Origin of the sequence: Kribbella italica (genome assembly GCF_014205135.1) — a bacterium.
GTDB classification, from domain to species: domain Bacteria; phylum Actinomycetota; class Actinomycetes; order Propionibacteriales; family Kribbellaceae; genus Kribbella; species Kribbella italica.
In genome coordinates, this window is record NZ_JACHMY010000001.1 from 5,021,531 (window position 1) to 5,048,024 (window position 26,494).

Below are 26,494 nucleotides of genomic sequence, written 5' to 3' on the forward strand. Positions count from 1 at the left end.
AGTCACCTACTTCGCGTCGACGGTGATCTCGGCAGCGGTCCCGAACGGGTTCCCACTCGCCTCGCTGAGCTGGACCAGCCGCACGTACCGGGCGGTCGTCGCCGCGACCGGCACCCACTTGGCGTCCGGGCTGTTGCCGAACGTCCCCTTGGAGGCCGGCTGTCCCCAGCTGACACCGTCTGCGCTCAGGTAGAGCTCGTAGTCGGCGATGCGGCCGTTGGTCGCGTTCTGCCGGGTCAGGTAGGTCACCGCGCAGACCGACTTGGCGCTGCCGAGGTCCAGCTGGATCTCGTGCGGCGGCTGCGGCTGACGTGCCGACCACTCCGTGTGCCAGAACGTCGCCGGGTTCCCGTCGATCGCGTTGACGGCCCGGCCGTCCTCGCCGGTGGTCTCTTCGCTGTCCACGAACTTCACCGCGACCGGACTGGTCGCAGCCGGCACACAGCTCAGCCGTACGCCGGCAGTCGTGCTCAGCCGATGCGTCGTACCGCCCTGCTTGTACGACGTGGCCGCGCCGAGCGCCGCCGTACCGGCTGGTGCGTCGGCTGGTGGGGTCGCCGTGAATGTCGCCGTGAAGCTGCCGCCCGCCGTGAGCTCTCGCGTGGAGCGGCTGGCCGGGGTGACGCTCCAGCCGGCGGGAGCGGTCGGGCGCACGGTGACGTCGGTTGCGCGGGCCTTGGCGGTCACGGTGACCGTCAGCTGCGCCGTGGAGCCCGACACGACGGTCTGGCGATCGACGGAGGCAACAGCACGCAGTACGGGCTTGAGCGTCAGCGGTGTCGCCCGGTGGCCGTCGGGGATCTGCTGGATCAGACCGCCGGAGCGGTCCACCACGGCGACCATGCGGGTGATCGCGTTGACCAGTGTGATCCGGCTGCCCGACTTGGCGAGCTGCCAGCGCTGCAGGCGGTTGGTGCTGTCGCAGGTCTGCGCCGTGATCGGTGTGCCCGGCTGTAGCGGGGTGTTGAGGTAGCGGACGCCGACACGGGACTCGGCGCAGCGGCCGGTCGCCAGGTTGGTCAGGGTGTAGTAGCCATCGGTGGTCGGCGTGACGTCCCAGGCCGACTCGGTGCTGTCCAGCTTCAGCTCAGCGCCTTCGGCGGCAGCCGCTCCGAGGTAGTCGCGACCGGCGGACAGCGAGTAGGTGCCGGCGGCAACCGGCGTACGGTCGACGTTGGCGAAGCCCGGTGCGCGGCCGACGACGTCGGCGCGGGCGGTGAAGGCGGCGTACGTCGGGTCGGGCTTGACGGTGCTCCAGGTGGCTTGCGCGACCAGACGCAGCGGCATCCGGACCTCGGCCTCGATCTCGTTCTCGGTGTTGCCCGAGCCGTTGTCCGGCCAGAGAGTGACCTTCGCGCCGGTCACACCGTTGCTACTGGCAAGCGTTTCGCCCTCGAACCGGAGGGGCGTCCAGCCGGAGTCGTAGAGCTGCTGGGCGTTGGTCTTGAAGCCGCCGCGGACGTTGTAGAGCGCGTAGGCCGAGTTCATCACCTTGCGGCCCTCGGCGATCAGCCGGCTCGGCTTGACGCCGCCGCTGAGCCAGTGCTCGACGACGATGTCGCGGTCGAGCGGGACGGTCGCGGCGTCGGTGATGCCGTCGTTCCAGATCCGCAGGGTCTTGCCCTTGGCCTTCACGTGCGCGTTGACCCGGTTGATGAAGTCGACGAACGCGTCCTGCGGCACGGCGCCCGGGCCGAACTTGGCTCGCGCGTACTCGAGCAGCTGCGGGTACTTGGCGTAGTCCGAGCCGAGCATGTACTCGTCGGCGCCCATGTGCCAGTACGGCGTCCGGAAGGTCTTCAGGTTCTCGTCGATGATCGAGGTGAGGAACTCGAACGCCTCGGGCTTGGTGATGTCGAGCCGGCTGACCTGTTTGGCGCCGGTGTTGTCGGTCAGCTGCAGATCGGGCCGGTTGCGGATCCACGGCTCGATGTGCCCGGGCGAGTTGACCTCCGGCACGATCGTCACGTGGTACTTGTCCGCCAGCCGTTGCAGGGCAGCGATCTGGGGCTTGGTGTAGTACCCCCACTCGACGGACTCCGGGTGCACGTCGCTCTTCACCTTCAGCTCGACCCACAACTGGTTGAGCTTCAGGTACGCGGCGTCCTTCACCAGCCGCTCGAACCACGCGGTCGAGACGTTGATCAGGCAGGCGCACACGCCCACCCCGCGCTCGGCGTACGCCGGTACGTCGACGACGCGGCCCGCCGGCACCTTCCCATGCTTCAACAGCTGCAGCACAGTCCGGGTCCCGTAGAACACTCCAGCGTCGGTCTTCGCGGTGATCGCAATCGTCTTCCCGACCGTCAGCTCGTAGCCCTCGGCGCCGAGCTCACTGCGCTGGGGATCAACAGCCAGCACGATGTCACCGGCCTTCGCCTTCCCTCCAACCACAGGCAGCCGACGCCCGACATCCTCAACAAACGTTGCCGCTTCGGCCCGAGCGGAGTTGGCAACCACCCGACTGTGCCGACCCAGTTCGAACTGCCCGTCGGCAGCTTGCCAGCCGGCCAAAGCGGGCAACACCTGCGGCACCGCCGTGGGCTGGCCGCCGCGCGACGGCCGGGCAACGCCGCTGGAACTTCCCGCCGCGGCCGGCAGGAGTTCGCGGAGAGAGCCAGCACCCTCGGGCGCTTGGGCAGCAGCTGAGCCGGAGGCGAGGGTCGCTCCGGCGAAGCCAGGAGCTCCGGGAGCGACAGCCCCTCCCACCGCCGCCGCTCCGGCGAAGCCAGGAGCTCCGGGGGCGACGGCCCCTCCCCCTGTCCCCGCGTTCGCGGTCCCGGCCTCCGCCTTGGCGGAGGTCGGGACCGCGAACGCGGTGGTGAGTGCCAGGAGGGCTACTGCTAGTCGGCGGACTCGGGCGGTGTGCTGCGGGCGGGGCAGCTTCATCGGTGGGCTCCTCGGGGGCTGCGGGAGGGACCGGCGCCTTCAGCGGCGGCGGGTGTGGCGGGGGCTGATGGTTTGGGTGAGTTCGATCGAGCGGGCGGCTTGGGCGGAGGTGAGTTGGGCTACGCGGATGTAGAGGCAGTCGGTGACGACCAGTTGGGAGTGGCGGGCGGCCAGGCCTCCGCTGCGGAAGGAGGTTTCCAGGACCGCGGTGGCCAGGACCTCGTCGGCGACCACGGCCAGGGGTGAGCGGGGGTCGCTGGTGATGGCGATGACCTTGGCGCCGCGGTCTCGGGCCAGCTCCACCGGCTCCATGACTTCGGTGGTGGAGCCGGAGTGGGAGATGGCGACCACTGCGTCTGCAGCAGTCAGCAGCGCGGCTGACGTGGCAGCACCGTGCACCTCCGGCCAGGCACGCACCTGTACGCCGATGCGGAACAGCCGCATCTCCAGCTCGGCAGCGATCGTGGAGCTGCCGCCCACGCCGTACACGTCGATCCGCCGCGCACCAGCGAGCACCTGCGCCGAGCGGTCGAGCGCCTCCAGGTCGAGCTGGTCGACGGTCTGCGTGATCGCCCGGATGTCCGCGTTGGCGACCACCGTCGCGACCCGTCCGACCGTGTCGTCGTCGTTGATCAGCGGCCCGAGGTCCGTGCTCCACCCGGGCACCTCCGCACGCCCGAGCTGAGCAGCCAGCGCGATCCGCAGCTGCTGATGGCTGGACAACCCCACCGCCTGCGCGAACCGCGTCACGCTCGCCTGCGACACTCCCGCGCGCTCGGCCAGCGCAGCGGTCGACAGCTCAGCAGCGACACCCGGCTCGGCCAGTACGAGGTCCGCCACCAGCCGCAGTGCACCGGTCAGCCGGGGCAGCGTCGCCCGCACCCGGTCGGCGATGTCCGGACCGGCACCAACCGCGGAAGGATCCGACATGAAACAACCATTCATCGATGGGCGGATTCGATGAATGGTTGCGTCACAACCGAGCGGGTGTCAAGGGATCAGTCCGCCAGAACCCCCGCGGGCTCCAGGTGCTCCACGTCCTGCAGCTGCGGATTCCGCCGCAGCTGCAGCACCAGCCCGAGCACGATCAACCCCAGTACGGCGGCGATCGGCGGCAGCAGCTCCACGCCGAACAGGTTGATCACCACCCCGCCGATGATCGCGGACAGCCCGGCGCCCAGGTAGATCGCCGACGCGTTCAGCGCGAGCAGCAGCCCACCACCGGACGCCATCTCCAGCAGCAGGTTCTGGATCGGCGGGTTGAACGCCCAGGTGAACACGCTCCACACGAACAACGCCACCGCGGCCCCGCCGACGTTGACCGCGGTCAGCGACAGCGACCCGATCACCACCACGAAGCCCGTCATCGTCACCGTCAGCGTGCGCAGGCTGCCGAACCGGTCCGTCGCCCGCCCACCGAGCCAGTTCCCCAGTACGGCGCCCAGCCCGTAGACCAGCAGCAGTACGCCGACCACTCCGCCGTGCAGGTGAGCGGTCTTGTCGAGCAGCGGCACCACGTAGATGTAGACGCTCATCGTCCCGAGCACCCCGAGCACTGTCATCACCAGCACGGTCTGCACCCGCCGGTCCGCCACTCCGGCGAACCGCTCCCGCAGAGTCACCGCAGGCGGCGCATCAACCCGCGGCAACGCCAGCCGCACCGCCACAGCAAACAGCACAGCAACCGCGGCGATCAGCGCGAACACCCCGCGGTACCCCAGCGGCCCACCGAGCAGACTGCCCGCCGGTACGCCGAGCACCAGCGCGAACGTCAACCCACCGAACACCACAGCAACCGCCCTACCCCGTTCACTGGGCGGCAGGAACCCTGTGGCGAACAGCGTCGCCGCCGGCGTGTACGCCGCGGCACCGAAGGCCGCCACCACCCGTCCGACGATCAGCAGCGGGTACGTCGTCGCCACGGCCGCGATCAGGTTCCCCAGTGCCGCCAGCAGCAGCGCGGCGATCAGCAGCGTCCGGCGCTCCCACCGGCCGGTCAGCGTGGACAGCAGCGGCGCACCGACGGCGTACGAGAGCGCGAAGGCCGTCGCCAACTGGCCCGCGGCGGTCAGCGAGACGTGCAGCTCGGAACTGACCGACGGCAGTACTCCGGACACGACGTACGCGCTGGTCCCGACGGCGAAGGCCCCGCCGGCCAGCAGGTAGATGCGTGCGGACATCAGCAAACCCCTCCAAGTCGAATGATTCGATGTTGATCGTACTACGATCTTCATCGAAGTTCGACGGGGGTCGTACTATGGACACCGTGAGCACCTCGAAACAGCTGCCGCAGCCCGATCGCGGCGAGATCCGCGTGGACGCCGTGCTGCAGGCCCTCGGCGAGCCGGTCCGGCTGATCATCGTGCGCGCGCTGGCGGACGTCCCCGAAGGCATCGCCTGCGGAGAGCTCGACCTGCCCGTGACCGCGTCGACCCGCGCTCACCACCTGCGCACGCTGCGCGAGTCCGGTGTCCTCACCACTCGCACCGAAGGCACCCGCAGGATCAGCAGCCTGCGCCGCGAGGACCTGGACGCCCTGTACCCCGGCCTGCTCGACGGCGTACTCGCCGCCGAGCAGTAGCTCACCAGTTGGTGACTGAGCCGTCCGGCCGGTGCAGCCGTGGGATGGTGGCAGTCTGCGGCGCCGTGGCCTGAGACAGGTCGGCCTTGATGCCGATGCCAGGATCGGTGTCCGAGGCAATCAGCCGCCCAGGCTCCAGTACGACGCTGCTGGTGAACGCACCGACCTGCGACGCGAACCGATGAGCCTGCTCCTGGACGCTCACGTTCGGGAGCGCCGTGGTGAGCTGCGTCGAGGCCGCCGTACAGACCGGGCCGATCGAGTTGTGCAGCGCCAGCTGGACGTGGTGCGTCTCGCAGAGCGCGGCGATCTTGCGGCCCTCGGTGATCCCGGTGTGCCCGAGGTCGATCCGGGCGTGGTCGATCAGCTCGTCCTCCACCAACTGCCGGAACTCCCACTTGGTGACGAACTGCTCGCCCGCCGCCAGCGGCACCCCGACCCGCCCACGTAGTGACTTGTACGCCGCCAAGTGCTCGCTCCGCAGCGGGTCCTCGACGAAGAACGGCCGCACCGGCTCCAGCTCCCGGCACAATTGCACCGCCTCAGCCAGGTCGAGCCGGGTGTGCGCGTCGATCAGCAGCTCGATCTCGTCGCCCAGCCCAGCCCGCAGCTCCTGCATCAGCTCCACAGTCCACCGGACCGCCCGCCGAGCGTCGTACTCGGGCTCCCGCGGGTCCCACGCCGTGAACCGCAGGTGCTTCCACCCCGCCTCGGCCAACTCGGCAGCGTGGTTCAGCACGTCGTCCATACCGCCACCCCGCACATGCGCGTACGCCGGCACGTAGTCCCGCGACCGCCCACCCAGCAACGAGAACACCGGTACGCCGAGCGCCTGCCCCCGCAGGTCCCACAACGCCTGGTCGATCCCGGCCAGCACCGACCCGTGATGCCGGTCCGACGGGAAGAACACCGAGCGGAACCCCACTTGCCAGATGTGCTCGATCCGCGTCGCGTCGACGCCCACCAGCAACGGCCGAAGGTCCTCCACGACCCCCACCGCGGCCCGCTCCCGGCCACGCATCCCGACCTCACCGATCCCGGTCAGCCCGTCGTCGGTCCGCACCACCGCGACCAGCACCGGCCAGTCGTCAGCACCGGGCAACGCCACCAGCTCGAGCTCAGCAATCTTCACCCATCCACTCCATCACAGCCCGGCGGCCCCATCACCCCGCGGGCCCGCCGGTGCACTGACTTGTGGCCCGACCTCTGGGCAGCTGCCGCTGGACCTGTGCGCGGCTGTGACAGACGGCTGGCAGACTGTGGCGGTGGTGGCCCTGCGCGAGCGATGGAACGAGCCGATCCCCGGCTCCGAGACGTTGGCCGACGATCTGATCGCCAGGTACGTCGGACGCAATCGCCGCGCCTACCGTGATCACTACCTCGACACCGTGCTGTCCTCGCTGGACTCCCTGCTGCAGCTGAGCACCGACCCCACCTCCGTCCGGCTGGCCGCGTGGTTCCACCGGGCGGTGCACGAGCCGGGTGGCGACCCCGCCGAGGACGCCGAAGCCTCTGCCCGGCTGGCCGAGGAGCTGCTGCCGCAGTACGGCGTAGCTCCGATCCGCATCGCCGAGATCGCCCGGCTGGTCCGGCTGACCGGTGAGCTCGCCACTCCCCCGACCGACTCGTACGCACCCCCACGCCGTGACGCGAACGGCGACGTCCTGCTGGACGCCGTGAACTCCGTCCTGGCCACCGACCCGAGTCGCTACACCGCCCACGCCGCCGAAGTACGCCGGGACGCGGGCGAGCGGACCATCGCCATGGCCCGCCGGTACGACGAAGTGCGCGCCCTGCTCGACGGTCACCTCTACCGGACCCAGCTGGCGCGGCAGCGCATGGGCGCGGTCGCCCGGGTCAACCTGGAGACCGAGCTGGCCGGCCTCGACAGCGAACTCCCTGCGCCCTGGCGCGGCTGGCAGCAGGCAGCGCTGGCGGCTGCCGCGACCTTCGGCGCGATCGCAGCCGTCGTGGTGGCCATCGCCGCGGCCGGCGCTCCCTGGCAGGTCCCGGTGGTGGACGTCGAGTCCGGCTGGCCTCCGATCGGGCTGGCCGTCTTCTCCTTCTTCTCTGCCCCGCTGCTCTTCCGGAGCGCACGCAGCAACACCCAGCGGGCCAAGCTCATCTCCGGCACGGTGATCGCCGTCGCCACGACCGGACTGCTCGTCGCCTGGGCACAGGTCCCGACGACCAACCCTGCTGTGGGTGTGGGGCTCCGCATCCCGCTGCTGATCTCCGCACTGATCCTGCTGCTCATCGCCGGCACCGCTGCGATGGTCGCCTCTCTGCTGCGGACCAGAGCCGCCCGCTACACCCCGACCCGGAACGTCGGCCAGCAACTGGCCTGGCTGGCCGTGCCCGGCGTGATCGCCCTCGTCCTGCTGCTGATCGTGCAGCCGCTGTCCAGGAACTACGTGCTCGAGTCCAACGAGCGGGTGGAAGGCTCAGCGCCTCCGGCGGGTGCCGCACCGCGCTCGGTGCTCGACGGCCGGGTCGCCTGGGTCAGCCGGGCACTGACCGGAGCAGGAGCCGAGGAGGCGGTCAGTACGCCGTACGGGATCGCTGTGCCGCGGCAGACCGGTTCGGTGGAGATGCTGGACGCCGCGACGGGTGAGCTGCGCTGGCGGTACAGCCGGTCGGACTCCGACGAGAAGCCGAACATCGCGGCGACCGGCGACGGGCGGTACGTGCTGGCCGAGTTCACCGATATCGGCTACCTGCTGCTCGACGCCGAGACCGGCCACCGGCAGGCGGCCTGGCCGGGACGGACCCGGGACCGCGCCATCGTCCAGGCCGATCCGCTGCTCACGCGGCAAGAGGTGAGCCGGAGCTCGGACACGCTCCGCGGGGTGGACCCGGACGGCAACGAGCGCTGGTCCTACGAGCCCGGCCGCTGTACGTCGGTCGAAGCGGCGGCCACCGCCGACACCGTGGTCGCGTTCCTCGGGCACAGTTGCGACGACAAGCCGGACGACATCGTCGGGCTCGATCTGAAGACCGGCAAGGAGCTGTGGAGCAAGTCGCCGAGCAACCTGTTCCGCCGGTCGGTCGTGGTCGGCGGACTGGTGATCGTGGCCGAGCAGGGCGAGGAGGCGAACGCGCCGGGCGCGCTGGTGGCGGTCGAGCCGCGGACCGGCGAGATCAAGTGGCGCTGGCCGGTGCCGCGCGACTGGTCCTGCCGGACGTTCCTCAGCCCGGCCGGCAAGCTGCTGATCGTGGTGGACTGTCCCGGCCCGGACACCCGGCAGAACAACAAGACCGTGGTCACAGCGATCGACGCCGCCAGCGGCCGGACGGCCTGGCAGACCACAGCCGCCGTGAGCCCACGTGCTCGGGTGGCCGTGACCGAGGACGCCCGGGTGGTCTCCCTGGCCCGCGGCTTCGACGGCTGCTACGCCAACAGCATCGCTCGCACCGGGCTGCGCCGGACCCGTTTGCCCGAGGGCATCTCCTGCAGCCGCGACATCCGGGCCGTGGGCAACCTGCTGCTGACCTCGGGCAACAGCAGCATCATCGCGCTGCGCTGAACGCGGCCCAGCTGCGCTGAACGCCGCCCAACCCGCTGGGCCGACTGAGGTCCGCAGGAGCCGGCTAGGCCAGCTGGGACTCCGCGGAGGCGAGCAGCTCGACCACCCGGGTGCCGAAGGCCGCGTCGATCTGGTGGGACTCGCCGGACTCGGCCGCGGCGACCAGCTCCGACGCGGCGATCGCGAAGGCGTCCACCGACGAGGTCTCCGTGGGCGGGAGCAGCGCCGTACCGGTCTCGCCCCAGATGCCGGTCTCGAAGTTGATCCCGGCCGGCGGCACGGACAGCGACAGGCTCGCCGTACTGGTCGCGCCGGACTCGTGGGTCAGCACCAGGTGGACCAGGTCGCCCTCGCCTCCGGCAGCCTGCAACGACTCGACCGGGCCGAGCATGGCGCTCAGGTTGGACAGTGCGTGCGGCCCGACGTCCCAGAGCGCCCCGCGCTGCTCGCGGCGCCACTTGGACTCGCTGTACGGATTGCCGGGCGCGTCCAGCGAGGCCAGCATCCGGGCCCAGCCACCCTTCCAGCCACCCCGCTCACGCACCTCGGCGAAGAACGACCGCAGCTCCGGCTGGAACCGCCCGGTGAAGAAGACCACCGACGCGATGCCCTCGTTGGCGACCTCGTCGGCCAGCGCGCGAGCGTCGTCCAGCGAGTCCGCGACCGGCTTGTCCAGCAGCAGGTGCTTGCCGACGGCCGCAGCCTCCAGTGCCATCGTGGCCTGCACCCGCGGTGGGACGGCGAAAGCAACAGCGTCAACAACCTCGAGTAACTCAGCGTAGTCGTCGTACCCAGTGGTCCCGAGGTCTGTAGCCAACGCGTTCGCGCGGCCGGCGTCACGTCCCCAGACCCCCACCAGCTCGACGCCCTCGGTAGCCCGCAGACCAGGTCCATGCGTCTTCCGGGCCCAGGGACCGGTGCCGACCAAGCCGAACCGCATGCTGTTCTCCATTTCCGAGACCCGCCCGGCTCGGGCAGCGGTCTGGTGACGAGCCGATATCGCTTTGGCCACGACCCTAACCGTGGACCCCGGATCGGTCGGTCCGGGGTACTCCGGAGTGTCAGACTCCATAACCATGGACCTGCGCGACCAGTGGAATCGCCTGCTGCCGCACGCGCAGCCGCTGGGCGAGGACCTGCTGGCTCGTTACGCAGAGTTGCATCGCCACTATCACGACCAGCGGCACCTGTCCGAGATGCTGACCACCATCGACGAGCTGGGCGCGGTGGCCGACGACGCCGACGCGGTCCGGCTGGCCGCCTGGTTCCACGACGCGATCTACGACCCGCAGGCCGACCCCGGCGAGAACGAAGAGGTCTCGGCGCAGCTGGCCGAGCTCGAGCTGGCGGCGTACGGCGTGGACGCGGACAAGGTCGCCGAGATCGGCCGGCTGATCCGGCTGACCGCCCGGCACGACTGCGAGCCCGACGACGCCAACGGCGCCGTGCTCTGCGACGCCGACCTGCGCATCCTCAGCCTGGACGCCGACCGGTACGACGAGTACGCGGTCGGCATCCGCGCCGAGTACGCGCACATCGCCGACCGGGACTTCGCCCGCGGCCGGATGACCTTCCTGCAGAACCTGGCCGAGACCCCGCTCTACGCGACCGCCCACGGCCGCGAGCACTGGGAAAAGGCCGCCCACGCGAACCTCGACCGCGAACTGACCCGCTGGGCCCCGAAGGCGGCCCGGCCGATCTCCGGTCTGATCCCGATGCTCTACCTGGGTGCCGCGCTCGGGGTGGTGATCGCCGCCTCGGTCCTGCTCGGCCGTGGCCTCGGCGCCGCCGCCCACTGGCCGGTCGCCCCGGACGAGTCCACCGGCTTCCCGGTCTGGACACCGATCGCCGGTACGGCGGTCGCGGCCGGACTGACCTGCGCCTGGTTCCGGCGGGCCAAGCCGAAGCTGATCACCATCCCAGCGATCGTCTTCTGCGCTGTCGGCGTCGTTGCTGTCGGCGTCTGCTGGTGGCGCTGGCCCGCCACCTCACCCGGTGCCGCGATGAGTGAGCGCTGGCCGTACCTGATGCTCGCGTCTGTCGCCCTGCTGATCGCCGGAGCCCTGCTGGCTCTGGCCCGGCGCCTCCGACTGGCACCGCCGTACGCCGTAGCTCCGCCGCGAGCGCTGGGCCTGGGCGTGACCGTCGTCTGCGCCGCAGCGCTCGCCTGGGTCGTGGTGTCCGCCGGTGAGCCCTTCGTCCAGGCCAGGCTCGAGACGGCGAACACCGTGAGCACCACCGCGACCATGCCGGCCGGCGTGCTGCCGGTGCAGTTGGACGGCGAACTCGCCTGGAGCCGGGAGGTCCCGGCCACCGGTGCGATCGCCGGGACCGTCGGTGGGGTCGCCGAGCTCCGGCCGGACGGCGTGGTGATGTCCGACGCGACCACTGGTCAGATCCGCTGGCGCTACTCCCGGGCCGACGTCGTCGACGCCGCCTCCAACGGCTCCCGCGGCCTCCTGGTCTCCAGCGACGGCCGGACGATCGCCGCACACCTGCCGTACGGCAGCAGCCGCGCACCGAGCGGGATCGACCTGCCGACGTACGCCGTACTGGATGCTGACACCGGTGACGTCCTCACCGAGGTTCACACCGACGGCACCGCGCTGGCCGTCGACAGGAACCAGCTACTCGTCGCCGAGGGCAAGTACGTCGTGGCGCACGGCGTGAGCAACCCGACCCACTGGCGGACCAGACTGCAGTGCGCGGTGACACAGGGCGTGCTGCTGGCCGACCAAGCGGTCGTCGTCGACGCCTGTGGTGGCAACGGCGCCGAGGTCCGCGGTCTCGACCTGACCAACGGCGAGCTCAAGTGGGACGTCGACCTGGGCATCCAGTTCGAGCTGAGCGCCGAGCTGGACCCGTCCACCTGGATCGGCGACCTGGTCGCCGTACCGGACACCCGGGAGGTCTCCGGCCTGGTCTGGACCAGCGACGCCGGCGGGACACTGCACCAGTGGTCGGTCGACGTCGGCGAGGGCCGGATGCTGTGGACCACACCAGTGCCCGGTACGCCGAGGCCGCGGCTCGGCACGGCCTCCTGCGACGCGCAGCTCGCCGCGACCCACACCACGATCGTCCTGGTGACCTGCAGGACCAGCACCGAGCCCGGTGAGCCACAGACGTACGACGTGTCGGCCGCGAGCCCCGCGGACGGAACACCGCAGTGGCACCACCTGCTGGGGATCCCGCCGAAGCTGCAGCACCCGTCGTTCCCCCGGGACGGCTTCGGCCTGCTGCCGGACGGCCGCGTGGTCACCCTGATGCCGCAGGAGAACGGCGTCTGCTCCCCGGTCATGATCGGCACCACCGGCGTCCAGCCCCGGCCGATCATCGCCGGCCCGGACGCGGCCAAGGCCTCCGAGCGCGACAAGGTCACCTGCGACAAGCCCGCCGTCGCGGTGGCCGGCGGCCGCCCGATCTTCAGCGACGGCGTCCGCCTCTTCGCGATGAACTGAGGCTCTCGGTCGCGCGGTTCGTACGGCGTACCGGGCCCGGGAATTCCTTTGCCGCCGGCGTGGTTGATCCCTATCGTGATGACCATGTTCCGCGCGGATTCTGTTGCGTACCTGTCGGCCTCGTGCCTGACGGGCGCTGCCGCGTGGACCTCGGCGTCAGCGGATTCAGATCTGTTCACCGGCGCGCGAAGCCGACCCTCCTCCTGCTGAAGCAGGACCCGCGGAGGAGGGTGGCACGGCAACCGGCCCCCTCCCTCGCAGCAAGCCCTGCTGTGCGGTGAAGTCGTGGCCGGGGGTCCTGGCTCTCGTCGAATCTTCTGACCAGCAAGGGGAAACACACATCATGGCCAAGAGCCAGTTCGTGCGGACCAAGCCGCACCTGAACATCGGAACCATGGGGCACGTCGACCATGGCAAGACCACGCTGACCGCCGCGATCACCAAGGTGCTCGCCGAGCGCGACCCGAGCCTCAACTCGTTCGTCGCCTTCGACGGGATCGACCGGGCGCCCGAGGAGGTCCAGCGCGGGATCACCATCAACATCTCGCACGTCGAGTACGAGACCGCCACCCGGCACTACGCGCACGTGGACATGCCGGGCCACGCCGACTACGTGAAGAACATGATCACCGGTGCCGCCCAGGTGGACGCCGCGATCCTGGTCGTGTCGGCGCAGGACGGCGCCATGCCGCAGACCCGTGAGCACGTGCTGCTCGCGCAACGCGTCGGGGTTCCGTACCTGGTGGTCGCGCTGAACAAGGCGGACGCCGTCGACGACCCCGAGCTGCTCGACCTGGTCGAGCTGGAGGTCCGGGAGCTGCTGTCGGAGTACGGCTTCCCGGGTGACGAGGTGCCGGTGGTGCGTGTCTCCGGACTGCGTGCCCTGGAAGGCGACCCGCGGTGGAGCGCCTCCGTGGGCGAGCTGCTGGACGCCGTCGACAGCTACGTGCCGACGCCGGACCGTGAGCTGGGCGAGCCGTTCCTGATGCCGATCGAGAACGTGCTCACCATCAGCGGTCGCGGCACCGTCGTCACCGGTGCGGTCGAGCGCGGCGCGCTCAAGCTCGGCGACGCCGTCGAGGTGGTCGGGCTCGGTCCGACGGTCGTCAGTACGGCGATCGGCATGGAGACGTTCGGCAAGTCGCTGGAGTCCGCGGAGGCGGGTGACAACGCGGCGATCCTGCTGCGTGGCGTGAAGCGCGACGAGGTCCGTCGCGGTCAGGTCGTCGCCTTGCCGGGCAGTGTGACGCCGCACCGGAAGTTCCGGGCGACGCTGCACGCGCTGTCGACCGCCGAGGGTGGCCGGCACAGCCCGTTCGGCGCGGAGTACCGGCCGCAGTTCTACATCCGGACCACCGACGTGGACGGTGGCATCGACCTGGGCGAGATCGCCCTGGTGATGCCCGGTGACACGATCGAGCTGGGTGTCGAGCTGGCCAAGCCGGTCGCGCTGAACGTCGGTCTCGGCTTCGCCGTCCGCGAGGGCGGCCACACCGTCGCCGCCGGCACGGTGACCGAACTGCTCGATTGAAGAGAACGTCCAGAACAGGGCGCCCCGGGCTAGTTGCCCGGGGCACCTTTTCTGTGTCTGAGGCCGGAGTCGATCAACCTGCGCACCAGGACCCGGCTCTCCACCGGCGTCGCGCCCGCGGCCACCATGTCGTCGTACAGGTCGGACGGGACGTCGTAGTGGTCACGGTCGAACCCCCGCGCCGGGATGCCGACCTTGCGGGCGAACGCGTGCAGTTCGTCGTACGACTCGTCGCTCACCAGGTGCGACCAGACCCGGTCCCAGCCCGGCCAGACCGGTGGGTCGATCAGGATCACGCGGTCGTCTCCTTGGCGTCCTGGGCGTCGAGCAGGTTGCGCCACGCCTTGACGAAGCGCGAGTTCACGTACGCCTTGGTCCACGAACCGTCCTGGCGCACCGACGACCCGACGTGGAACCTGCGGACGCCGGCTTGGTAGAGCCACGGCACGTGCTCGGGCTGCAGCGAGCCGCCCGCCATCATCACGCCGGCCACCGACGGATCGGCCTTGGCCAGCGCGGTCAGATCGTCCAGACCGTGCTGTACGCCGAGCGAAGAGCCCGCGGTCAGCACCGTGTCGAGCCCCGGCAACGTCCGCAGAGCCCGCCAGGCGGGCCGCTGCTCCAGCACGTTGTCGATCGCGCGATGGAACGTCCACGGCGTACCGGCGAACGTGCTGACCAGGGCGGCGGTGGACTCGGCGTCGACCTCGTTGTCCGGCGTCAGGAACCCCAGCACGAACCCGTCGGCCCCGGCGCCCAGGTAGGACTGCGCCATCGCGGTCAGCCTGTTCAGCTCCGCCCCGTTCACCGCGAACGAGTCGGTCAGCCGCAACATCACCCGCAACGGCAGGTCCGTCACCCGCCGGATCGCGCTCACCGTGGACACCGACGGACTCAGCCCGTCCGCCTCCATCGCGGCGCACAACTCCAGCCGGTCCGCCCCACCCTCCTGAGCCGCCTCGGCATCCGCCGGATGCAACGCGATCACCTCGAGCAACGACCCCATGGGCACCATCATCCAGGACGGCCGGAGCGAATTTCCTGTTGCACTCCCCACGGGTCTTCTGTATCGTTTTTCTAGAACGATCTAGTAGAACGATGCAGAAAGGTGTGCGAGATGTCGCCGGGAGTCACGCTCAAGACCGTCGCGCAGGCTGTCGGGGTGTCGCCGTCGACCGTCTCGAACGCCTACAACAAGCCGGACCAGCTGTCGGCCGCACTGCGGGAGCGGATCCTCAGCACGGCCCAGGAGCTGGGGTACGCCGGGCCGGACGCTTCGGCGCGGGCGCTGCGGAGCGGGAAGGCGGGGGCCGTCGGGGTGCTGTTCACCGACAAGCTCGCCTACGCGTTCTCGGACCCGTACGCCGTGGGCTTCCTGGCCGGGCTCGCCGAGGTGGCCGAGGAGTTCGCGACCAGCCTGCTGCTGATGCCGCTGAGCTCGTCGGACATCCAGGGCGGGACGAACGCCGTGCAGCAGGCGGCGATCGACGCGGCGGCGATCTTCTGCGTCGCGGGCGGGCACCCGGCGCTCGACATCCTGCGGGCGCGGGGCGTCGCGATGGTGTCGACCGACCGGGGCGACCACCCCGACCTGTCGTGGGTCGCGATCGACGAGGTCGCGGCCGCGGCGAAGCTCGGCAAGCACCTGGCGCGACTCGGGCACCGCGACATCGTCGTACTGGTCGACAACTCCGAGCCGGCCGGGTCGCAGGTGGTCGAACTGACGCTGGACGAGGTCGGGTACACCGACTGCGAGCTGCGGATCCGTGGCTTGCAGAAGGAGATGCCGGACGCGCGGATCCGGCTGGTCTCCGGCGGGCACAACGCGTTCAGCTCCGGAGTGATCGGGGCCGAGTGGGTGCTCGACTCGCAGGAGCGGCCGACCGCGATCGTCGGGCTGAGCGACGTACTGGCGCTCGGCGCGATGGAGGCGATGAAGGCCCGCGGGCTGGTGCCCGGACGGGACCTGACCGTGGCCGGCTTCGACGACATCCCGCAGGCCGGGACCGCTGGACTGACGACGGTCCGGCAGCCGATCAAGGACAAGGGCCGGACGGTCGGGCGCGTGCTGCTCGACCCGTCGGTCGAGGAGCGGCAGATCCTGCTGCCGACCGAGCTGGTCGTTCGCGCCAGCAGCGGGCCCGCTCCGCGCAACTGAACCTCACCACCACCGAACCACCGACGGCCGACCGGCCGCCGGACACTCCACCACGCTCTTCTCGAAGGGAGCACATCATGTTCATCGCCGGAAACACCGCCGTGGAGAACGCGCGGTCGCTGTCCCAGTCCGCCCTCCCCGACGCTCCCCAGGAGCCGCACGAGCCGCACCGTACGTTCAACCTGCGCGCCGGCCTGGTCGCCGTACTCCGCTCCGCCGCCGACCGCGAACTCCGCCTGGCCAACCGCCTGGACCCCCACTGCGCCAACTGAAACCAGGACCGGCGGACACCAGTCCGCCGGTCCCGTCACCTCGCCGCGGACACCGGGCCCTGTCTTCCAACTCTGCGCCGCCGCCGGCCTCAGCCACAGCCAACGTCCCCGGCGCCACAAGACCTCCCGCACCACCAACTCCTCAACTTCTTCTTCGGTTTGTCGGTGGGGTCTGGCACTCTGAGGGGCGATGAGTGAGCCGGGGATCTTGCTGACCGCCCGCGCGCTGGTGCTCCACGACCTGGCCGCGCGGGGATTCGACGACGCCGCGATGGTGTCCGCACTCGAGGACGCGGTCGCCGAGCGGCAGTGGTGGCTCGACCAGTGGCCGGACGGCGCCGAGCACATCGCCGGCCTGGTCGCGCAGGACGTGCAGGACCGGCTCACCGACTCCGGCGTCCGCTGGCCGCGCTGCACCGCCTGCGACGACCTCAACGACCACGAGCTCCGGATCGAGCCCGAGCTCGGCCCGGATCCGCACTGGGTCTGCGAACGCGCCGGCATCTCGGTCTCCCGCCTGGGTCAGCTCACCTAGCAGCTCAGCGGGCCCACTCCGGCATGTGCTTGGCCAGGTAACGGCTCCCGTACGAGCCGTGCGGCAGGATCTCCCGGATCCGGTCCAGGTCGGCCGCCGTCAGCTCCACCGTGGCCGCGCCGGCGTTCTCCTCGACGCGGTGCACCTTGCGCGTCCCCGGGATCGGCACGATGTCGTCGCCCTGCGCCAGCAGCCACGCCAGCGCCAGCTGTGTCACCGTGGCCCCCTTGCTCTCCGCGAACACCTTCAGCTCCTGCACCGCCGCGACGTTCGCCTCGTAGTTCTTGCCCTGCCAGCGATCGTCGAAGCTCCGCATGTCCGACTCCGGGTACTCGTTGCCCGGCCGCACGTCCCCGGTCAGGAACCCGCGCCCCAACGGCGAGTACGGCACGAACCCGATCCCCAGCTCCCGTACGACGGGCAGCACCGTGTCCTCGACCTCGCGCTCGAACAGCGAGTACTCCGTCTGCAGCACCGACACCGGCTGCACCGCGTGCGCCCGCCGGATCGTCTCCGGCCCGGCCTCGCTCAGCCCGAAGTACCGGACCTTGCCGGCCTGGATCAGCTCGCCGACCACCCCGGCGACCTCCTCGATCGGCACGGCCGGGTCGGGCCGGTGCTGGTAGAAGACGTCCAGGTGGTCGGTGCCCAGGTAGCGAAGGCTGTTCTCCGCGACCTGCCGGATGTTCTCGGGCCGGCTGTTCAGCACCTGGCCGTCGAGCTGGTTCTTCGTCATGTCGAAGCCGAACTTGGTGGCCAGCACCACCTCGTCCCGGAAGCCCTTCACCCCCTGCCCGAGCAGCTGCTCGTTGCTGCCGGTCCCGCCGCCGTACAGCTCGGCGGTGTCGAAGAAGGTGATCCCGAGCTCGTGGGCCCGCCGGATCGTGGCCAGACCGCCCTCGGGGTCGGCGTCGCCGTACGCCATCGTCATGCCCATCGTGCCGAGACCCAGTGCCGAGACGGTCAGGCCCTGCCGGCCGAGTGTGCGCTGCTGCATGTCACTGCTCCTCGCTCAGAAACAAACCAGTTGGTTCACCACCGTAGAACGGCACTCCCCGAAAAGCAAACGAACCAGTTTGTTTTTGCTAGACTCGACCGCATGGGAGACGGACAGGCCACCAGACGGCGCATTCTCGAGGCCGCCGCCGCGGAGTTCGCCGAGCACGGCATCGCCGGCGCGCGCGTCGACCGGATCGCGGCGAACGCCAAGGCGAACAAGGCGCAGCTCTACGCCTACTACGGCAACAAGGACGCCCTGTTCGACGCCGTGCTGGCCGAACACGTCGGGTCGAATCTCGACCAGATCCCGCTGACCGCAGAGGACCTGCCGGGGTACGCCGTCCGCCTGTACGACGCCTATGTCGAACATCCTGAACTGGTCCGGCTCGCCACCTGGTCACGGCTCGAGCGGTCGCCGACCGGCGACCTGTTCGCCGCTTGGGAGGGCCACGACAAGGGCAAGCTGGCGGCGATCGAGGCGGCCCAGCGAGACGGCCAGGTCGTCGACGACCTGGCCCCGCTCGACATCCACTCACTGCTCATCTCGCTCTCCCACACCTGGGCCGCCGCGAGCCTCACCCACGCCGCAGCCCCGGAGGATCCTGACAAGACTCATGAGCGCCGCCGGGCGGCCCTGGCGACAACAGTCCGGAGGGCGCTGACTCCCTAGGGTCGATCCAGGGTTGTACCTGGTGCCGCTACATGTAGACAGACTACTACTGTGGCGGCATGAAGCTTCTCCGCGTCGTCGCCGTGCTGCACGCGGCCGCTGTCTGCGCGCAGCCGCTGCTCGCCGGCCTCTACCTGAACGGCGAAGGCAGCGCGATCCCGATCCACGAGTCGGTGGGCCTCACCGCTACCGCGCTTTGCCTGGCCCAGCTGGTCCTGACGTCGCTCGTCACTCGACTGCTCTGGCCGTCGCTGCTGACCGGCGCGGTGCTCGCCGGTGAGGCGCTGATGATCCACGCGGGCTACGGCCGCGAACTGGCGGTCCACATCCCGCTGGGCATGGCCGTAGTCGCCGGTAGCGTTTCGCTCGCTGTCTGGACAGTCCGGCAAACGGCGGCGGCAGCGTGAAGCGCGGAGCCCGAGCGGCCGGGCAGCCTGACGCCGGTACACCGGCGACCTCAACGCGGCGACCTCGGGTGACCCTGTGGATGCTGCGGATCGTCCTGCTGCTGCACGCCGGGCTGGTGATCGCTCAGCCGGTACTGGCCGGGTATTTCCTGTCCGGCGAGGCCGACGCGATCGACCTCCACGGACCGATCGGGTCGACGCTGTGGGTGGTCGCGATGCTCCAGTTCGTCGTCGCGGTCCTCTACTGGCGGCCAGGCCACGGCCGGCTCTGGCCGGCGCTCGTCACGATCCTGCTGTTCCTCGCCGAGATGGCCCAGATGGTCTTCGGCTACCTGCAGAACTTCGTCGTCCACGTGCCACTCGGTACGGCGATCGTCGTCACCGTCGCGGCGATGACGGTCTGGTCCTTCCGCCACCGCCCGGAGGTAGTCCGATGAAACTGTCCCGCCGCGGGTTCCTGGGAGTCGCCGGTGCCGCCACCCTGGCCGGCTGCGGCCTCGACCCGTCCCCCGGCCAGACCGCCGAACTGCTCACCAGCGCCGTACCGCTGCCGGCCGCGTTCAAGGTGCCACTGCCGATCCCACCGGTGAAGCGGCCGGTCCGCAGCGACGCCCAGGCCGACTACTACCGCGTCGTACAGCGCAAGGCGTCGCTGGAGATCCTGCCGGGGCTGCGGACCGAAGTACTCGGGTACGACGGGCTGCTGCCCGGGCCGACGTTCGACGTACGGAGTGGACGGACCAGCGTGGTCGAGCAGGTCAACCAGCTCGACGTACCGACCGTCGTCCACCTGCACGGTGGGCACACCCCGGCCAGCAGCGACGGCTGGCCGCTGGACCTGCTGATGCCCAACGGTGAACACCACGACCACGCCGGGCACCACGGGATGACAGGCGGCGACGTCAAGACCGGCAGCCGGAGCTACACGTTCCCGAACACCCAGCGGGCCGCCACACTCTGGTACCACGACCACCGGATGGACTACACCGCTCCGCAGGTCTACCGCGGGCTGTTCGGCCTGCACCTGATCCGCGACGCCGAGGAGGACGCACTTCCTTTGCCTGCAGGCGATCGGGAGGTCCCGCTGGTGCTGGCGGACCGGTCGTTCAACGAGGACGGGTCGTTCCGCTACCCGGCACTGAAGGAGGGGCCGGGTGTGGAGTCGCGGTACATGGAGGGGGTGATCGGCGACGTGCAGCTGGTCAACGGCGCGCCCTGGCCGGTGCTGGAGGTCGACGCCGCCCGCTACCGTTTCCGCATCCTCAACGCGGCCAACGCGCGCCGGTACGAGCTGGCACTCGACGGGCCGGGGCGGTTCGTCCAGATCGGTAGCGACGGCGGCCTGCTCGACTCGCCGATGACGCACGAGACCCTGGTGATCGCGCCCGCCGAACGGTTCGACGTAGTCGTCGATTTCTCCCAGTACGCCGTGGGCACCGCGGTCACGCTGAAGAACAAACTCGGCACAGGTCGAGCGGCCGAGGTGATGCGGTTCGTCGTTGCCCACAAGGCGGTTGACGACAGCAACGTCCCGGCCAAGCTCTCGTCGTACGCGCCAATCCCCGAGCCGGGAGGTCTGGTACGCCGGAAATGGCGCTTCCGCCGCGGCTCGGCCGGCGAGCACCGGGGATGGACGATCAACGGCAAACCCTTCGACCCCGAGGTCATGCAGGCGACGGTGAAGCTCGACCAGTACGAGCTGTGGTCGTTCGTCACCGACGTGCACCACCCCGTCCACGTCCACCTCGCGCCCTTCCAGGTCGTCCGCCGCGGCGGCGGCCCACCCGGTCCGTACGACGCCGGCTGGAAGGACACCGTCGACGTCCGCCCCGCCGAGGTCGTCGACGTCTTGGTCAGATTCACCGCCCACCAGGGCAAGTACCTGATCCATTGCCACAACCTCGAGCACGAGGACATGGCGATGATGGCCGCCTTCTCGACGGTGTAAGCCCTTGACTCCTCGGAGACGCCGGTTCTATATTCAACACATCAGTTGATCAAGGAATTGGTTGATAAAGATGGAGTACGACGAAGCAGCACTCGACCGGGCCTTCCTGGCCCTGGCCGACCCGGTCCGGCGGGCGCTGATCGCCCGGCTGTCGCGCGGTCCGGCGACGGTGAACGAGCTCGCCGAGCCGTTCCCGATCACGCTCCAGGCGGTCTCCCGGCACATCTCCGTGCTCGAGGCCGCCGGGCTGATCACCCGGACCCGCGACGGGCAGCGCCGGCCGTGCCACCTCGCCCCGAGCGCCCTCGAGCAGCTGACCGGCTGGATCGACCAGTACCGCCTGACCACCGAGCGCCGGTTCCGCCGGATCGACGCCGTCCTCGAAACCGTGAAGGAGCAGGACCAGTGAGCGACACGATCATCAACGCCCCCGCGAACACCCCGTTCATCGAGGTGCTCCGCGACTTCGACGCCACTCCCGCGCAGCTGTTCAAGGTCTCCACCGACCCGGACCTGATCGCGCAGTGGCTCGGCCCGAACAACCTGGAGATGGAGGTCGTCGAGTACGACGTCCGCCCGGGCGGCCGCTACCGCTACATCCACCGCGACCCCTCCGGCGCCGAGTTCGCCTTCCGCGGCGTGTTCCACGCGATCGAGCCGGGCGCGATGGTGATCCAGACCTTCGAGTACGAAGGGTTCCCGGGCGAGGTCAGCCTGGAGAAGGCGACGTACACCGCGACCGCGAACGGCGTCCAGCTGCGGACCTGGTCGGTGTTCCCGTCGATCGAGGCCCGCGACGGCATGGTGGCCAGCGGGATGGAGCGCGGCCTCACCGAAGGACTCGACAAGCTGGCCGCGCTGGTCGCCAAGGAGACCGGCCGATGAGCCCGGTCGTCGTCGACATCTCCGTCTCCCTGGACGGCTACGTCACCGGGCCGAACGCCGGTCCCGGCAACGGCCTCGGCGACGCGGGCGAGGCGCTGCACACCTGGGTCTTCGACGGCACCGACGACGACCGGGAGGTGCTCGACCGCAGCTTCGCCGAAACCGGCCCGGTGGTGCAGGGGCGCCGGCTGTTCGACGTGATCGACGCCCCCGACGGCTGGAGCGCGGAGATGGGGTACGGCGCCAAGCCGACCGGCGAGGTGAACCCGCCGATCTTCGTCGTCACCCATCAGGCGCCGGACACGACCCGGCTCGGCGACCGCTTCACGTTCGTCACGGACCTCGCCGACGCGATCGGCCGGGCCCGCGAGGCGGCCGGCGCCAAGGACGTGGTGGTGATGGGCGGTGGCGAGATCTGCCACGCGGTCCTCGCCGCCGGCCTGGCCGACGTACTGCGGCTGCACGTGGCGCCCGTCGTACTGGGTGGTGGGACCCGGCTCTACCCGGTCGGCGCCGCACCGCGGATCGACCTGGAGCTGGTCTCAGCCATCTCCACCCCGCACGCCCAGCACCTCACGTACGCCGTACGAAAGGAAGCGTGATGGGCAACGTCATCGCCGCGGCAGCGGTCTCGCTGGACGGCTTCGTCGCCGACACCGGGGACGCGGTCGGGCCGCTGTTCGACTGGTACAACAACGGCCCGGTCGAGGTCTACGGGACCGACCAGGGCCGCCCGTTCAAGGTCAGCCGGGCCAGCGCCGACTACATGAACGCGACCTGGCCGAAGATCGGCGCCTGCGTGATCGGGCGGCACCTGTTCGACCTCACCAACGGCTGGCACGGCGTGCCGGCCGTCGGCGAGCACGTCTTCGTCGTCACCCACACGCCGCCGACCGGCTGGCCGTTCCCGGACGCGCCGTTCACGTTCGTCTCCGGCATCGAGGAAGCGATCACACAGGCCCGCGCTTTCGCCGGTGACCGTGACGTCTCGGTCACCGGCGGCAACCTGACCGGCCAGGCCCTGACGGCCGGCCTGGTCGACGAGATCGCCTACAACGTGGTCCCGGTCGTCTTCGGCACCGGCGTCCGCTTCTTCGGCGACTACGCCGGTGGGCAGGTCCTGCTCGACGACCCGACGGTCGTCCAGGGCGACCGGGTGACGCACCTGCACTACCGGGTCAAGGCTGGGTGATCCGCGACGACGGTCCGGCTGCCCGGCTCGACCTCGGTGAAACCGGCGTCCTGTACGACGGGCAGCCCGCTGCGCAGTAGCTGCTTCCACTCGGCGGCTGAGGCGGTCCGGACCGCCAGGTGGAAGTCGTCGGCGGCCCAGTCCTTGCGAGCGGCCTCGGAGAGGCGCCACCAGGTGAGGTGTGCGGCGTGGCCCACCTGGGCCATGGTTTTGCCGGTGGACATCTCCAGACCCGGGTTGACCCAGAGGACGGGGATGCCTGGCGCAACAGGTGGTAGCTCGCCGTCCTCCAGGTCGGTGCCGGTGACCTGCAGCTTCGCCAGGTCCTTCGGTACCTCGTCGAGCGGGACGGGCGGGAAGACCCGGACCTCAGCCGGAGGCGGTCCGGCCGGAGCTTCCTCGTCGAGGGCTTCCCCGACGGGAGTTTCCTCGGCAGGAGCGGGCAAGGCCGAGCTGACCGTGATCCCCGGGAGGGCCTCCGCCCGGCGCCACTCGATGCCCCGGGCCCGGCGGACGACCTTACGAATGCGGGCGTCCTGCCAGGCGTGCATCGCCTCGGCCCACTCGCCCTCGCCGGTCGAGCGCTCGTCGGCCAGGATCGCCAGTACGGCGCGCGCCGCCGTCTCCAGCGCGTCGGTCTGCGCCGGGCGGTCGGACTTCTCCACGTGCAGCACCAGCGTCAGCACGTACTCCACATCACTCACGCGGGCGAGTCTGCCAGGCCCCGGCGGGCACCCGCGTCCAGCCCCGAGCGCCTCCGGCGGGGCCGCCGGAAGCGGTTGTAAGGTCGGATCATGCGGCAGTACTTGGAGCTCCTCGACCACGTCCTCACTCACGGCGCCGAGAAGGGCGACCGCACCGGCACCGGAACGCTGAGCGTGTTCGGGCACCAGTCCCGCTACGACCTGTCCGCCGGGTTTCCCGCGGTGACCACCAAGAAGCTGCAGCTGAAGTCGGTCGTCGGTGAGCTGATCTGGTTCCTCAGCGGCAGCACCAACGTGCAGTGGCTGCGGGACAACGGCATCTCGATCTGGGACGAGTGGGCCGGCGACGACGGCGACCTCGGGCCGGTCTACGGCTACCAGTGGCGCTCCTGGCCGACCCCGGACGGCCGGCACGTCGACCAGATCAGCGGCGTCATCGAGGCGATCAAGAAGAACCCGGACTCCCGCCGCCACCTGGTCAGCGCCTGGAACGTCGCCGAACTGGACAACATGGCACTGCCGCCGTGCCACACGATGTTCCAGTTCTACGTGGCCGACGGCAAGTTGTCCTGCCAGCTGTACCAGCGCTCGGCCGACATCTTCCTCGGCGTCCCGTTCAACATCGCGTCGTACGCGCTGCTGACCCACATGGTCGCCCAGCAGACGGGCCTCGAGGTCGGTGACTTCGTGCACACACTCGGTGACGCGCACATCTACCTGAACCACCTCGACCAGGTGAAGCTCCAGCTCACCCGCGAGCCGGGCCCGCTGCCGACGCTGGAGCTGCGCCGGCGCGACTCGATCGACGCCTACGAGATCGGCGACGTCGCTCTGAAGGACTACCACCCGCAGTCCTGGATCAAGGCCCCCATCGCGGTATGAGCGTCGTCCTGATCGCGGCCGTCGGCCGCAACGGTGTGATCGGCCGTGACAACGACCTGCCCTGGCGGATCCGCGAGGACCTGCAGCACTTCAAGCAGCTCACCCTCGGCCACACGCTGCTGATGGGCCGCAAGACCTACGACTCCATCGGCCGCCCGCTGCCCGGCCGCCGTACGGTCGTCATCACCCGGCAGGCCGATTGGTCGGCCGAAGGCGTCGAGGTCGTCCATACCCTTGACGATGCCCTGAAACTTGCCGATGGCAACGACATCTACGTGGCCGGCGGCGGCGAGATCTACCGCCTCGCCCTCCCGTCGGCCGACCGCCTGGAGCTCACCGAGGTCGACCAGTCCCCCGAGGGCGACGTCACGTTCCCCGCGATCGACCCCGGCGCCTGGACCGAGACCGCCCGCGACCCCCGCGACGGCTTCACGTTCGTCAGCTACGCCCGCTCCTTGTCCTGACAACGACTGCGTTACTTCTGGCGCCAACGGACCGGGAACCGCGTAGATTGTGTGCGCGTCACGGAGTGTGTGACAGGGGACGCGGGCGCGGGCCCGTGGCAGGCCACCGGAGGGGAACGACGATGACCGAAGCCGACAACACCGCGGGGACACCGGCAGCAGGCGCTGGGCAGGCCCAGCCCGCGGTGTCGCCGCTGCAGCCGCCGACCGCGACCGCGCCGGGACTGATACTCACCGCACCGGCGCCGACACAGGCGGTGGCCACGACGGCCGCGCCGAGCATGGCGCCCGCGGTCGACCCGGCCGCGCTGCCGGGGCTGGACTCGAAGGTCGACACCTTCCTCAGCTCGCTGATGACGGCCGCGCCGCGCTCGCCGGAGTTCGCCGCCAAGGCGACCGACGTGCGCAGCATGGGCGACGCCGACATCCGGCACGCCGCCGAGAGCTCGAACCGGCTGCTCCAGTCGCCGGTCAAGGCGCTGACCAGCGGCGGCCTGGCCGAGGGCTCGACGGTGGGCAAGACGCTGCTCGAGCTGCGCCGTACGGTCGAGAACCTGGACCCGAAGGAAGCCACCGGCCCGAAGAAGCTGCTCGGGATGATCCCGTTCGGCGACAAGATCGAGGACTACTTCCGCAAGTACCAGAGCGCGCAGAGCCACCTCGAGGGCATCCTGCACTCGCTGCGCAACGGCCAGGACGAGCTCGGCAAGGACAACGCCGCGCTGAACCTGGAGAAGCAGCAGCTCTGGGACGCGATGGGCCGGCTGAACCAGTACGTGTACGTCGCCGAGCGGCTGGACGCGCGGCTGTCGGCGACGATCGCCGAGCTGGAGACGACCGACCCGGACAAGGCCAAGGCGCTGCGCGAGGACGTGCTGTTCTACGTCCGGCAGAAGCACCAGGACCTGCTCGTCCAGCTGGCCGTGTCGATCCAGAACTACCTGGCCATCGACATCGTGATCAAGAACAACATCGAGCTGATCAAGGGCGTCGACCGGGCCTCCACGACGACCGTCTCGGCCCTGCGGACGGCGGTCATCGTGGCGCAGGCGCTGGGCAACCAGAAGCTCGTGCTGGACCAGATCACCGCGCTCAACACGACCACCAGCGGGATGATCGAGCGCACCTCGCAGATGCTGCGGGACAACTCGGTCGCGATCCAGCAGCAGGCCGCCTCGGCGACCATCGGGCTGCCGCAGCTGCAGGCCGCGTTCGCCAACATCTACGCCACGATGGACGCGATCGACACCTTCAAGGTGGAGGCGCTGGACAGCATGGCCGCCACCATCGGCACGCTGGAGAGCGAGGTGACCAAGTCCCGCAGCTACCTGGACCGGGTCGCCCAGCAGGACCAGCGCGTGATCCAGGGCAGCCTCGACCTCGGTCGCTGAG

The 26,494-nt window shown here is 70.2% G+C and carries 27 protein-coding genes; 18 read left to right on the forward strand and 9 right to left on the reverse strand.

All coding sequences use genetic code 11. From position 1 onward, the window contains the following. Nucleotides 1–6: 6 nt before the first annotated feature. The 3 genes from HDA39_RS23340 to HDA39_RS23350 all read right to left on the reverse strand — a co-directional run bounded on the left by HDA39_RS23340 (nucleotide 7) and on the right by HDA39_RS23350 (nucleotide 5,069). A complete protein-coding gene (locus tag HDA39_RS23340) occupies nucleotides 7–2,889 on the reverse strand; it encodes a family 20 glycosylhydrolase (RefSeq protein WP_184798399.1) in 2,883 nt (960 codons plus the stop codon). Between the two features lie 39 nt (nucleotides 2,890–2,928). Further along, on the reverse strand, nucleotides 2,929–3,819 hold the full coding sequence (locus HDA39_RS23345; RefSeq protein WP_184798401.1) for a MurR/RpiR family transcriptional regulator: 891 nt from the start codon (nucleotides 3,817–3,819) through the stop codon (nucleotides 2,929–2,931). A gap of 68 nt (nucleotides 3,820–3,887) precedes the next feature. Next, nucleotides 3,888–5,069 carry an MFS transporter gene (locus HDA39_RS23350; protein ID WP_184798403.1) on the reverse strand — a complete coding sequence of 394 codons (1,182 nt, stop codon included), beginning with the start codon at nucleotides 5,067–5,069 and terminating at the stop codon, nucleotides 3,888–3,890. A 77-nt stretch (nucleotides 5,070–5,146) separates the two neighbouring features. Here HDA39_RS23350 and HDA39_RS23355 point away from each other — a divergent pair, with 77 nt between their 5' ends. After that, nucleotides 5,147–5,470: an ArsR/SmtB family transcription factor gene (locus tag HDA39_RS23355; RefSeq protein ID WP_184798405.1), complete on the forward strand. Its 324-nt coding sequence runs from the start codon at nucleotides 5,147–5,149 to the stop codon at nucleotides 5,468–5,470. 1 nt (nucleotide 5,471) lies between these two features. On the opposite strand, the gene HDA39_RS23360 is transcribed toward HDA39_RS23355, so the two are convergent. Next, a complete protein-coding gene (locus HDA39_RS23360; protein ID WP_184798407.1) occupies nucleotides 5,472–6,602 on the reverse strand; it encodes an enolase C-terminal domain-like protein in 1,131 nt (376 codons plus the stop codon). A gap of 133 nt (nucleotides 6,603–6,735) precedes the next feature. On the opposite strand from HDA39_RS23360, the gene HDA39_RS23365 reads away from it, so the two are divergent. Beyond that, the gene (locus HDA39_RS23365) at nucleotides 6,736–8,997 is read left to right on the forward strand and encodes an outer membrane protein assembly factor BamB family protein (RefSeq protein WP_337925859.1); all 2,262 of its coding nucleotides are present in this window, start codon (nucleotides 6,736–6,738) and stop codon (nucleotides 8,995–8,997) included. A 64-nt stretch (nucleotides 8,998–9,061) separates the two neighbouring features. On the opposite strand, the gene HDA39_RS23370 is transcribed toward HDA39_RS23365, so the two are convergent. Further along, on the reverse strand, nucleotides 9,062–9,937 hold the full coding sequence (locus HDA39_RS23370; RefSeq protein ID WP_184798410.1) for a Gfo/Idh/MocA family protein: 876 nt from the start codon (nucleotides 9,935–9,937) through the stop codon (nucleotides 9,062–9,064). A gap of 136 nt (nucleotides 9,938–10,073) precedes the next feature. Here HDA39_RS23370 and HDA39_RS23375 point away from each other — a divergent pair, with 136 nt between their 5' ends. Beyond that, entirely contained in the window at nucleotides 10,074–12,455 is a 2,382-nt protein-coding gene (locus HDA39_RS23375) for a hypothetical protein (protein WP_184798412.1), read from the forward strand. Nucleotides 12,456–12,798: 343 nt separating this feature from the next. After that, nucleotides 12,799–13,986: an elongation factor Tu gene (tuf, locus tag HDA39_RS23380; protein ID WP_184798414.1), complete on the forward strand. Its 1,188-nt coding sequence runs from the start codon at nucleotides 12,799–12,801 to the stop codon at nucleotides 13,984–13,986. 29 nt (nucleotides 13,987–14,015) lie between these two features. Here tuf and HDA39_RS23385 read toward each other — a convergent pair whose 3' ends face one another. Together HDA39_RS23385 and HDA39_RS23390 are read right to left on the reverse strand one after the other, a co-directional pair. Then, entirely contained in the window at nucleotides 14,016–14,282 is a 267-nt protein-coding gene (locus tag HDA39_RS23385; protein WP_184798416.1) for a DUF4031 domain-containing protein, read from the reverse strand. Next, nucleotides 14,279–14,992: a copper homeostasis protein CutC gene (locus tag HDA39_RS23390; protein ID WP_184798418.1), complete on the reverse strand. Its 714-nt coding sequence runs from the start codon at nucleotides 14,990–14,992 to the stop codon at nucleotides 14,279–14,281. The genes HDA39_RS23385 and HDA39_RS23390 overlap by 4 nt, the downstream gene beginning before the upstream one ends. Before the next feature lie 111 nt (nucleotides 14,993–15,103). Here HDA39_RS23390 and HDA39_RS23395 point away from each other — a divergent pair, with 111 nt between their 5' ends. The 3 genes from HDA39_RS23395 to HDA39_RS23405 all read left to right on the forward strand — a co-directional run bounded on the left by HDA39_RS23395 (nucleotide 15,104) and on the right by HDA39_RS23405 (nucleotide 16,951). After that, complete coding sequence (locus tag HDA39_RS23395; RefSeq protein ID WP_184798420.1) at nucleotides 15,104–16,144, forward strand: LacI family DNA-binding transcriptional regulator; 1,041 nt, start codon at nucleotides 15,104–15,106, stop codon at nucleotides 16,142–16,144. Nucleotides 16,145–16,221: 77 nt separating this feature from the next. Continuing rightward, complete coding sequence (locus tag HDA39_RS23400) at nucleotides 16,222–16,416, forward strand: hypothetical protein (protein WP_184798422.1); 195 nt, start codon at nucleotides 16,222–16,224, stop codon at nucleotides 16,414–16,416. A gap of 190 nt (nucleotides 16,417–16,606) precedes the next feature. After that, entirely contained in the window at nucleotides 16,607–16,951 is a 345-nt protein-coding gene (locus HDA39_RS23405; RefSeq protein WP_184798424.1) for a hypothetical protein, read from the forward strand. Between the two features lie 4 nt (nucleotides 16,952–16,955). Here HDA39_RS23405 and HDA39_RS23410 read toward each other — a convergent pair whose 3' ends face one another. Continuing rightward, nucleotides 16,956–17,948, reverse strand: coding sequence for an aldo/keto reductase (locus HDA39_RS23410; protein ID WP_184798426.1), 993 nt, complete (start codon nucleotides 17,946–17,948; stop codon nucleotides 16,956–16,958). Between the two features lie 102 nt (nucleotides 17,949–18,050). Between HDA39_RS23410 and HDA39_RS23415 the strand changes: the two genes are divergently transcribed. From HDA39_RS23415 to HDA39_RS23450, 8 genes are all read left to right on the forward strand, one after another. Continuing rightward, entirely contained in the window at nucleotides 18,051–18,620 is a 570-nt protein-coding gene (locus HDA39_RS23415; RefSeq protein WP_184798428.1) for a TetR family transcriptional regulator, read from the forward strand. 59 nt (nucleotides 18,621–18,679) lie between these two features. Beyond that, complete coding sequence (locus HDA39_RS23420; protein ID WP_184798430.1) at nucleotides 18,680–19,027, forward strand: hypothetical protein; 348 nt, start codon at nucleotides 18,680–18,682, stop codon at nucleotides 19,025–19,027. A gap of 68 nt (nucleotides 19,028–19,095) precedes the next feature. Next, nucleotides 19,096–19,464, forward strand: coding sequence for a hypothetical protein (locus tag HDA39_RS23425; RefSeq protein ID WP_337925860.1), 369 nt, complete (start codon nucleotides 19,096–19,098; stop codon nucleotides 19,462–19,464). Beyond that, complete coding sequence (locus HDA39_RS23430) at nucleotides 19,461–20,975, forward strand: multicopper oxidase family protein (RefSeq protein ID WP_184798434.1); 1,515 nt, start codon at nucleotides 19,461–19,463, stop codon at nucleotides 20,973–20,975. The genes HDA39_RS23425 and HDA39_RS23430 overlap by 4 nt, the downstream gene beginning before the upstream one ends. 70 nt (nucleotides 20,976–21,045) lie before the next feature. Next, nucleotides 21,046–21,384, forward strand: a complete 339-nt coding sequence (locus HDA39_RS23435; protein WP_184798436.1) for an ArsR/SmtB family transcription factor — start codon at nucleotides 21,046–21,048, stop codon at nucleotides 21,382–21,384. Continuing rightward, nucleotides 21,381–21,860, forward strand: a complete 480-nt coding sequence (locus tag HDA39_RS23440; protein WP_184798438.1) for an SRPBCC domain-containing protein — start codon at nucleotides 21,381–21,383, stop codon at nucleotides 21,858–21,860. The genes HDA39_RS23435 and HDA39_RS23440 overlap by 4 nt, the downstream gene beginning before the upstream one ends. Continuing rightward, complete coding sequence (locus HDA39_RS23445) at nucleotides 21,857–22,462, forward strand: dihydrofolate reductase family protein (RefSeq protein ID WP_184798440.1); 606 nt, start codon at nucleotides 21,857–21,859, stop codon at nucleotides 22,460–22,462. Before HDA39_RS23440 ends, HDA39_RS23445 begins: the two co-directional genes overlap by 4 nt. After that, nucleotides 22,462–23,052, forward strand: a complete 591-nt coding sequence (locus tag HDA39_RS23450; RefSeq protein ID WP_184798442.1) for a dihydrofolate reductase family protein — start codon at nucleotides 22,462–22,464, stop codon at nucleotides 23,050–23,052. The genes HDA39_RS23445 and HDA39_RS23450 overlap by 1 nt, the downstream gene beginning before the upstream one ends. Here the strand turns inward: HDA39_RS23450 and HDA39_RS23455 are convergent. Continuing rightward, nucleotides 23,031–23,756: a peptidyl-tRNA hydrolase gene (locus HDA39_RS23455; protein ID WP_184798444.1), complete on the reverse strand. Its 726-nt coding sequence runs from the start codon at nucleotides 23,754–23,756 to the stop codon at nucleotides 23,031–23,033. The genes HDA39_RS23450 and HDA39_RS23455 overlap by 22 nt on opposite strands. A 90-nt stretch (nucleotides 23,757–23,846) precedes the next feature. Between HDA39_RS23455 and HDA39_RS23460 the strand changes: the two genes are divergently transcribed. The 3 genes from HDA39_RS23460 to HDA39_RS23470 all read left to right on the forward strand — a co-directional run bounded on the left by HDA39_RS23460 (nucleotide 23,847) and on the right by HDA39_RS23470 (nucleotide 26,493). After that, the gene (locus tag HDA39_RS23460; protein WP_184798446.1) at nucleotides 23,847–24,638 is read left to right on the forward strand and encodes a thymidylate synthase; all 792 of its coding nucleotides are present in this window, start codon (nucleotides 23,847–23,849) and stop codon (nucleotides 24,636–24,638) included. Then, nucleotides 24,635–25,102, forward strand: a complete 468-nt coding sequence (locus HDA39_RS23465; protein WP_184798448.1) for a dihydrofolate reductase — start codon at nucleotides 24,635–24,637, stop codon at nucleotides 25,100–25,102. Before HDA39_RS23460 ends, HDA39_RS23465 begins: the two co-directional genes overlap by 4 nt. Nucleotides 25,103–25,224: 122 nt before the next feature. Next, a complete protein-coding gene (locus tag HDA39_RS23470; RefSeq protein WP_184798450.1) occupies nucleotides 25,225–26,493 on the forward strand; it encodes a toxic anion resistance protein in 1,269 nt (422 codons plus the stop codon). Nucleotide 26,494: the final 1 nt, after the last annotated feature.

Bases quoted from the DNA above. Each gene is read 5' to 3' on its own strand.
- HDA39_RS23435 (WP_184798436.1), top strand. From the start codon at position 21,046: ATGGAGTACGACGAAGCAGCACTCGACCGGGCCTTCCTGGCCCTGGCC.
- HDA39_RS23470 (WP_184798450.1), top strand. From the start codon at position 25,225: ATGACCGAAGCCGACAACACCGCGGGGACACCGGCAGCAGGCGCTGGG.
- HDA39_RS23405 (WP_184798424.1), top strand. From the start codon at position 16,607: ATGAGTGAGCCGGGGATCTTGCTGACCGCCCGCGCGCTGGTGCTCCAC.
- HDA39_RS23460 (WP_184798446.1), top strand. From the start codon at position 23,847: ATGCGGCAGTACTTGGAGCTCCTCGACCACGTCCTCACTCACGGCGCC.
- HDA39_RS23345 (WP_184798401.1), bottom strand. From the start codon at position 3,819: ATGTCGGATCCTTCCGCGGTTGGTGCCGGTCCGGACATCGCCGACCGG.
- HDA39_RS23465 (WP_184798448.1), top strand. From the start codon at position 24,635: ATGAGCGTCGTCCTGATCGCGGCCGTCGGCCGCAACGGTGTGATCGGC.
- HDA39_RS23355 (WP_184798405.1), top strand. From the start codon at position 5,147: ATGGACACCGTGAGCACCTCGAAACAGCTGCCGCAGCCCGATCGCGGC.
- tuf (WP_184798414.1), top strand. From the start codon at position 12,799: ATGGCCAAGAGCCAGTTCGTGCGGACCAAGCCGCACCTGAACATCGGA.
- HDA39_RS23395 (WP_184798420.1), top strand. From the start codon at position 15,104: ATGTCGCCGGGAGTCACGCTCAAGACCGTCGCGCAGGCTGTCGGGGTG.
- HDA39_RS23350 (WP_184798403.1), bottom strand. From the start codon at position 5,069: ATGTCCGCACGCATCTACCTGCTGGCCGGCGGGGCCTTCGCCGTCGGG.
- HDA39_RS23410 (WP_184798426.1), bottom strand. From the start codon at position 17,948: ATGCAGCAGCGCACACTCGGCCGGCAGGGCCTGACCGTCTCGGCACTG.
- HDA39_RS23370 (WP_184798410.1), bottom strand. From the start codon at position 9,937: ATGCGGTTCGGCTTGGTCGGCACCGGTCCCTGGGCCCGGAAGACGCAT.
- HDA39_RS23420 (WP_184798430.1), top strand. From the start codon at position 18,680: ATGAAGCTTCTCCGCGTCGTCGCCGTGCTGCACGCGGCCGCTGTCTGC.
- HDA39_RS23400 (WP_184798422.1), top strand. From the start codon at position 16,222: ATGTTCATCGCCGGAAACACCGCCGTGGAGAACGCGCGGTCGCTGTCC.
- HDA39_RS23375 (WP_184798412.1), top strand. From the start codon at position 10,074: ATGGACCTGCGCGACCAGTGGAATCGCCTGCTGCCGCACGCGCAGCCG.
- HDA39_RS23415 (WP_184798428.1), top strand. From the start codon at position 18,051: ATGGGAGACGGACAGGCCACCAGACGGCGCATTCTCGAGGCCGCCGCC.
- HDA39_RS23445 (WP_184798440.1), top strand. From the start codon at position 21,857: ATGAGCCCGGTCGTCGTCGACATCTCCGTCTCCCTGGACGGCTACGTC.
- HDA39_RS23430 (WP_184798434.1), top strand. From the start codon at position 19,461: ATGAAACTGTCCCGCCGCGGGTTCCTGGGAGTCGCCGGTGCCGCCACC.
- HDA39_RS23390 (WP_184798418.1), bottom strand. From the start codon at position 14,992: ATGGGGTCGTTGCTCGAGGTGATCGCGTTGCATCCGGCGGATGCCGAG.
- HDA39_RS23340 (WP_184798399.1), bottom strand. From the start codon at position 2,889: ATGAAGCTGCCCCGCCCGCAGCACACCGCCCGAGTCCGCCGACTAGCA.
- HDA39_RS23450 (WP_184798442.1), top strand. From the start codon at position 22,462: ATGGGCAACGTCATCGCCGCGGCAGCGGTCTCGCTGGACGGCTTCGTC.